At 44.8% G+C, this 7,515-nt stretch carries 8 protein-coding genes; 2 read left to right on the forward strand and 6 right to left on the reverse strand.

Annotated elements, in window-relative coordinates:
* Positions 1–8: 8 nt before the first annotated feature.
* The 6 genes from KH180_RS16060 to KH180_RS16085 are packed head-to-tail and all read right to left on the reverse strand — an operon-like array spanning position 9 to position 4,178.
* A complete protein-coding gene (locus KH180_RS16060; protein ID WP_290762232.1) occupies positions 9–1,208 on the reverse strand; it encodes an acyl-CoA reductase in 1,200 nt (399 codons plus the stop codon).
* Positions 1,198–2,268, reverse strand: coding sequence for a LuxE/PaaK family acyltransferase (locus KH180_RS16065; RefSeq protein WP_290762235.1), 1,071 nt, complete (start codon positions 2,266–2,268; stop codon positions 1,198–1,200). The genes KH180_RS16060 and KH180_RS16065 overlap by 11 nt, the downstream gene beginning before the upstream one ends.
* Positions 2,258–2,917 carry an MBL fold metallo-hydrolase gene (locus KH180_RS16070; RefSeq protein WP_290762237.1) on the reverse strand — a complete coding sequence of 220 codons (660 nt, stop codon included), beginning with the start codon at positions 2,915–2,917 and terminating at the stop codon, positions 2,258–2,260. Before KH180_RS16070 ends, KH180_RS16065 begins: the two co-directional genes overlap by 11 nt.
* A 15-nt stretch (positions 2,918–2,932) precedes the next feature.
* Positions 2,933–3,172, reverse strand: coding sequence for an acyl carrier protein (locus KH180_RS16075; RefSeq protein WP_290762240.1), 240 nt, complete (start codon positions 3,170–3,172; stop codon positions 2,933–2,935).
* Between the two features lie 12 nt (positions 3,173–3,184).
* Positions 3,185–3,886, reverse strand: a complete 702-nt coding sequence (locus tag KH180_RS16080) for a MaoC family dehydratase (RefSeq protein WP_290762243.1) — start codon at positions 3,884–3,886, stop codon at positions 3,185–3,187.
* A 10-nt stretch (positions 3,887–3,896) separates the two neighbouring features.
* Positions 3,897–4,178: a NifU family protein gene (locus KH180_RS16085; RefSeq protein WP_290762246.1), complete on the reverse strand. Its 282-nt coding sequence runs from the start codon at positions 4,176–4,178 to the stop codon at positions 3,897–3,899.
* A gap of 386 nt (positions 4,179–4,564) precedes the next feature.
* On the opposite strand from KH180_RS16085, the gene KH180_RS16090 reads away from it, so the two are divergent.
* Positions 4,565–6,022 carry a 4-hydroxyphenylacetate 3-hydroxylase family protein gene (locus KH180_RS16090; RefSeq protein WP_290762248.1) on the forward strand — a complete coding sequence of 486 codons (1,458 nt, stop codon included), beginning with the start codon at positions 4,565–4,567 and terminating at the stop codon, positions 6,020–6,022.
* A 17-nt stretch (positions 6,023–6,039) separates the two neighbouring features.
* Positions 6,040–7,341, forward strand: coding sequence for an acetyl-CoA hydrolase/transferase family protein (locus KH180_RS16095; RefSeq protein WP_290762250.1), 1,302 nt, complete (start codon positions 6,040–6,042; stop codon positions 7,339–7,341).
* Positions 7,342–7,515 lie beyond the last annotated feature (174 nt).

Consider the following 7,515-nt stretch of genomic DNA (forward strand, 5'->3'; position numbering starts at 1 on the left):
TTTCGTTCTCAGTTTAAACAGATTTCTCTGGACATCCGTGAGATCAGATTTTTTCCGTCCCATACAATTCCTATATCCAGAGCCTGTCCTACAGGTACAATGCGGTCCACTCCCTGAACTCTGTTTGCTATGACCAAATCTTTCAGTCTTTCCGCTTTTACTCCCAGATAAGTAAGAGTCTGTACTTTCCGGTCCAGCACCAAGGCCAGCTGACTCAGTTTTGTAAGCTCAAATTCAAAAAAGAATCCGCAGCTCCCCCTATAATCCTCAACTTTTTCCGGAAGCTTCCCAAGTTTCCCCACATACAGCAGATTATCTTCCCATATGATATTGTCAGGGGCATCCTCAGACATTGCATATCCGCACATCTGTGTATATTTCAAAAATGCTTTCTGATCTGTCAGATCATATTTTTCGGCTGCATCGTGAACTTTCTTCCACCATCTTTGTTTGATCCTGAAAAGTTCTTCCTTATCTTTGGATTCCTGCAGCCAGAAGATGACTCTGGGGCTGGAACACGCATTCTGATCTGCACCGTAAGTATCGTTATAAAAACGATGAGCCCACAGTTCAAGTTCTTCTTCGCTGCACCCGGCCAGATATCCTGCATCCAGCAGCGCAATGGATGTTCGGTCCGGAAAAACAAGTTCCTCTGCTTCCGGAGGGATCGGCGATTTTCTGATTTCTCTGATCGTCTCGTCACCTCCCCAGATCACCCGCAGATTACATTCTTCTGAATATGCATCAGTGAGCTCCTTGCTTTTTTCATACGATATAATAGAATTCTGTTCCCGAAGCGTTCGGAACTCTTTCTCCATAAGCACACGGTCAATCAGCCTGCACATTGGACGGAGTTCTTTTTCAGCTTTGGAGGATATTCTGACCACATTGCTGTTTCCCGAAAGCAGGCCGAAAGCAAAGCTGTAGGCAAACAAAACCGGGACATTGGACGGAGCAATATGGAAGACCAAACCTTTTCCAAGCCGGCTCCCCGCATTCGCTGTCTGTTCCTTTAATTTCTTAATATGCTGTTTTCTGCACCAGAAACCAAAAGCCATAATCTCTTCCTGTTTTCCAAGCACTTTATCCTTTCTTATTTCCTGTGAGAGCCGATCCAAAAAATTGATTACAATCTGATCAAATGGCTTCCTGACTTTACGTTCCACTTTCAGAACACCCGCCAAAAGTGTTGATGGATTATTTTTCATATGTATCGCTGCACCCCCTGATCTCTGCCTTTCTAATCCTTCCTCTGATCTGAAAATAGGTCCCTTTCCTTCCGCACGGACAGTCATCCCTTCCCAAAATGAGACCCAGATCTTCCGTGAGCAGGGAATGTCCCGGATAGGACCTTGCCATAGGTGAAAGCACCTGCACCAGCCCTTCCTCTCCTGTCTCACAGACTGAAAAATCTTTTCCTCTCCGTATCACAGGCTCTGAAAAAATACTTGCATGCAGATGTCCATACTCACATTCCATATAAATACATCCGGTCTGTTCCACCATTCCGTAGTAGTTCCTTACATGTTCAATTTTTGAAACTTCAAAAATCTCTTCCCTGAATTGTTCCCTGGAAACAGCTTCTTTCCAAAGCTTCTTCCATCCTCCTCCGTGTATGAGAAATCCCCTGGGAATTTCAAGTTTTTCACCGGATTGTTTCAGTTTCCGGACAAAAAATTTCCAGATCATGAAGGTGAATCCGAATAAAAAAATTTTTTCTTCCTTGTGCCGTTCCAAAAATTCTTCTATTCCCTTCATATCAAGCTCCATATCTTCGTTAAATGCAAACATCCTCTCCGATGCAAGAATTGAAAACCCGAGGATACCTGCCCCTCTGGCAGAAAACATCTTCCGGTCCTTTAATACACCCGGAGAATCCAGAATCAGCATCGGAATCCTTTTCGCTCCAAGAAAATCTCCCATAATCACTGACAGTGTTTTTTGCTGATATGATGCTGTTTCCCTGTCCAGATAAATATGAGACACCTGCTGTCCTGTAGTGCCCGATGATGTCATGATCTTAAAAACCTGTTCATCCGGGACACTGGAGAGTTTCCGGGATTTAAAAAGAGAAACCGGCAGCATTGGAATCTGCTCCAAATGACTGTAGGCTGTTTTTCCTCCTGAGGATTTTATAAACCGGTTATAGGGAAGGCAGTGCTCCATATGGTGCCGGGTCAGCTGTTCCATATATGAAACATACCACTCCTCCTTTTCCTTCTGCCGCATTCCAAAGGGCGGTTTTCTTAAAAGTTCGTCATAGTCCATGGTCCTTCATCACCTCATCACTCAATACAAACGATGTTCCATGCCCCGGATAGACAAGCATCTCCAGCGGCAGTTTCTTGAGGAAGGGTTTTGCCTTTTTTTCATAATCTTCCTCATTTCCTCCGGGAAGCCTTGTGACCACTTTCTCCCCCGGCAGAAGATAATCGCCGGAAAACAGCCTTGTCTTATCCAGAATCAGACAGCTGCTTCCAGGTGTATGTCCCGGCAGGGACACTGCCCGAAGCTCATGTCCCTCAAAGCTCCAAAACTGTTCCTTTAAAAAGGTTTCATCTGCAGGCCTGCACACAAACGGCTCATAATCAATGATTTCCTTCTGCCCATTTTTGAAATACAGATAAGTTCCCATAATCCGGCTCATATTGCTGACGGAATTCTGGATTCCTCTGCTGCATTCTTCCTGTGCAGTCACAGGTGCTTTATAAATATCCCTCAGCAGATTAAGCCCCCTTATATGGTCACAGTGTTCGTGTGTCAGAAAAATCTGTTTTACCTGCCAGTTCTGCTTTTCCAAAAAATCAATCAGCATTTTCTCCTGATTGGGATCAATCACAACGGCCTTTTGATTTTCTTCAATGATATAACAATTGCTCTGTGTGATACTGTCTGTCAATATTCGTATCCTGGCCATTGCTCTTCCCCTTTTTTAGCTGACTTCAACATCGTATCTGGACAGAACTTCTTTTCCTTTCTCATAAGAAGTAAATTCCAGAATATCCATGGTGGACATGGTAATATCAAACAGATTCTCCAGTTCTCCCATCAGATTCATGTGTCCCAGAGAATCCCATTCCGGAATCCCTCTGTATTTAAGTTTGGGCAGATCCTCTTCCTTCTGCTTTAAGATTTTTACAAACGATTTATTATATTTTTCTAAATTTGTCATTGTTTTTTCCTCTCATTCTTCTATTTTAAACAGATTCTTCATCATTACCTGACGCACCTTTGCCTCCGCTACAATTTCCCCGTTTTGGTTCAGGCACTTTCCTGTAAACTCCCCTGTATACCAGAGCCGCTCTTCCTCACAGCCAGTGAATTCCACTGTGGCAGTGATCCGGTCTCCATAGAATACCGGCTTTAAAAAATCAATCTCTTCCCGGGCTAAAATCGTTCCGGGTCCCGGCAGCTCCATACCCATGACAGAAGAGATCAGGCTTCCCACCAGCACTCCATGGACCACCGGTTTTTGAAACCACTGCTTTTGGGAGAATTCCTCATTGACGTGAAGATCGCTGAAATCCCCGGTCAGTTCTGCAAAACAGAGTACATCCTCCCTGTCAAAACTTTTTGTCATCTGAGCCTTCTGACCCTTTTTTAATACAGTCAGTTTCCCGGAAGTTTCCTCTTTTTTTTCTTTTTTCAATTCCAAAAACAACTTTTGGAAATCGTGTTCTGTCCTTATATACCGGCACTCTTTTGCTTTTCCCATGGAAAGATCGGGACATGCCCTCATACACCCGCACACTGCAAGCAAAAGATCGCAGGGCTCGTCTGCAGCTGTATATTCATATCCTTTAAACTGCTGCTTCAGCTTTTCAACCTGCCGGGTCCGGTCATACTGTACATTGCAGCCGCCGCAGTATTTTATTCCTATTCTCATGGCACTCCTCCTATTTCTTCGGATGGCTCATGAGCTTTTTCGCCATTGCAATCAAGTCATCGCTCACCTCATTGACCAGGACTACATCTTTTATTTCCGGTATCCTCTTCTTAACCGCCTCTGCAATCAATTCTTCTGTCGTCAAGGCTGCAGACGGACATCCGGAACACTGTCCTGTCAGACGGACTTTTAAAATACCTTCTTTGTATTCTGCTATCCGGACATTTCCTTCGTGTTCCAGCAAATACGGACGCACATCTTCTTCCAGCACAGTTTCTATTTCTTTTAACATTATGATCACCTCCTGTCTTTATATATAGCAAATTCCGTGCCAACCTCATCACCTCAGTTACACGCAGAATATTTCCGGTTTTTGTTCCAAAAATGGAACAAAAGGCATCTGTTTGTTCCATTTTTAAAACTTAAGACACGTTCCACATGATTTCCGTTCGGCTCTTAGAATGCCTCACTCCAATCATGCAGAACATGGACATAGTACCTGCCAGATAAGGATGACTGCTAAACAAAAGGAGGCATGCTGCGAAAGTTTTTCAAAAAAAGCAAATAAAAAAATGGTTCTCCAAAAACTTGGCACACTTTTTGCTATATACACTTATGTCAAAAAAATTTCACGAAAGCAGCGTGCTTTCACCATCTATGAAAGGAAGGTAATATATTATGGCTTTAATGACAGGAGAAGAATATGTAGAAAGTATGAGGAAATTAAATCTTCAGGTTTATATGTTCGGAGAGAAAATTGAAAATCCCGTGGATGATCCGATTTTAAGACCATCCCTGAATTCTGTAAAAGCAACCTATGATCTGGCACAGATGCCGGAATACGAAGATCTGCTGACTGCAGCGTCTTCTGTAACAGGAGAAAAGATCAACCGTTTTACTCATATCCATCAGAGCGCCGGAGATCTTGTAAAAAAAGTAAAGATGCAGAGACTGTGCGGACAGAAAACTGCTGCCTGTTTCCAGCGCTGTGTAGGTATGGATGCGTTCAATGCCGTTTACAGCACTACATATGATGTAGATGAAAAATACGGCACCAGTTACCATGAAAACTTCAAAAAGTTCTTAACCTATGCACAGCAGAACGACCTGACCACAGACGGTGCTATGACAGATCCAAAAGGTGACCGTTCTCTGGCTCCTCATGCACAGGCTGATCCTGACCTGTTTCTGCACGTAGTAGAACGCCGTCCTGACGGAATCGTAGTCCGGGGAGCCAAAGCCCATCAGACTGGTATTATCAACTCTCATGAAGTTTTGGTCATGCCTACCATCGCTATGGGTGAAGATGACAAAGATTATGCCGTTTCCTTTACTGTTCCGACAGACTCCGAAGGTATTTTCATGATCGTAGGCCGCCAGTCCTGTGATACAAGAAAATTGGAAAACTCCCAGATGGACGTAGGAAACTCTGAGTACGGCGGAATGGAAGCACTTGTTGTATTTGATGATGTGTTTGTGCCGAATGACCGTATCTTCTTAAACGGAGAATATGAGTTTGCCGGAGTTTTAGTAGAGCGTTTTGCAGGCTACCACAGACAGTCTTACGGCGGATGCAAAGTAGGTGTAGGCGATGTACTGATCGGTGCTTCCGCAGTTGCAGCCGAGTACAACGGTGCTGAGCGTGCATCCCATGTCAAAGATAAACTGATCGAAATGACACATTTAAATGAAACCCTGTACTGCTGCGGTATTGCATGTTCTGCTGAGGGAACTCCAACCAAATCAGGAAACTACCTGATCGATCTTCTGCTTGCCAATGTGTGCAAACAAAACGTGACCCGTTTCCCATATGAAATCGCACGTCTTGCAGAAGACATTGCCGGCGGCCTGATGGTAACCGCTCCTTCTGAAAAAGACCTGAAGGATCCGAAGCTCGGCGCTTATATTGATAAATATTTCCGCGGTGTCGCCGATGTCTCCACAGAAAACCGGATGCGTATCATGCGCCTGATTGAAAATCTCACTTTAGGAAGCGCTGCTGTCGGATACCGGACAGAATCTATGCACGGTGCCGGTTCCCCTCAGGCACAGCGCATCATGATCGCACGCCAGAGCAATCTTCGAATGAAGAAAAAGATGGCGAAAGAAATTGCCAAAATCAAAGAAGATAAATAAGTATGGGAGATGATATTATGGACTGGAAAAAAATTTATTCAGAACGCCTGATGTCCCCTGAACAGGCGTTAAAACAGATTCCAGACGGCGGCCGGATTGTTTCCGGCCACGCCGCCGGAGAGCCGTCTTTTCTGCTGAGTTTCATGTCAGAACATAAAGAATGGTTCCATGACGTGGAGATCTGCCACATGGTTTCTCTCGGCGAAAATGAATACTGCCGTGAAGATATGCAGGGACATTTCCGCCACAATGCATTATTTGTAGGCGGCGGAACCCGCAAGGCTGTAAAAGAAGGCCGTGGAGACTACACTCCTTGTTTCTTTTATGAAATACCCAGACTGTTTGAAACCAGGCTGCCGGTGGATGTTGCAATAATCTCCGTTACACCTCCGGACCAGAACGGCAAAGTAAGCCTCGGCGTCTCCGTTGACTATACAAAAGCCGCCGCCAAAAATGCAAAACTGGTCATCGCACAGGTCAATGACCAGATGCCGTATACATATGGCGACAGTCTGCTGGATGTCTCCGAAATCGACTGTTTTGTGGAACACTCTGCCCCGCTGCCGGAGTTAAAGCCGGCAGTGCTGACTAAAACAGAAAAGGATATCGGTTATAACTGTGCCTCCCTGATCAATGACGGGGATACACTGCAGCTTGGCATCGGAGCAATTCCTGACGCTGTTCTTCTTTCTTTAAAATATAAAAAAGATCTGGGCATCCATTCGGAGATGTTCTCAGACGGAGTTGTGGAGCTGGTGGAGGCAGGCGTCATTACCAACGAAAAGAAAAAGCTGCTCCCGGACAAAATGGTGGCAAATTTCCTGATGGGAACTAAACGTCTCTATGATTTCGTAGACCATAATAAAAATGTTGCCATGTATCCTGCTGACTACACCAATGATCCTGTAGTTGTGGCAAAAAATGACCGGATTGTGTGCATTAATTCCAGCGTGCAGATCGATCTTATGGGGCAGGCCTGCTCTGAATCTGTGGGGCTTACCCAGATCAGCGGCGTCGGTGGACAGGTGGACTTTATCCGCGGGGCATCTATGGCAAAACACGGCATTTCCATCCTTGCTCTGCCTTCTACCGCCAAAAAAGGTACCGTCTCAAGAATCGTACCGTTCCTGGATGAGGGCGCTGCCGTAACCACTTCAAGAAATGATATTGATTATGTAGTAACGGAATATGGCATTGCACATTTAAAAGGCCGTACACTCCGCGAAAGAGCCAAAGCTCTGATTGTTGTCTCTCATCCGGACTTCAGAAATGATTTGATCAGCATATATGAAGATCGTTTCCACTGTAAATATGAATAACCGCCTGTTTGGCAAACTTTATCGCGCGGAGCACGCCCATTGGAAAAAGATAAATTGCGGTGTGCCCTGCAGATATAAATGGAGGAATAAGAAATGGATTTCGCATTAAGTAAGAAACACGAAATGGCAAGAACTCTGTTCAAAGAGTTCGCCGAAAATGAAGTAAAGCCTCTT

Origin of the sequence: Anaerostipes sp., assembly GCF_018381315.1 — a bacterium.
Taxonomy (GTDB): domain Bacteria; phylum Bacillota; class Clostridia; order Lachnospirales; family Lachnospiraceae; genus Anaerostipes.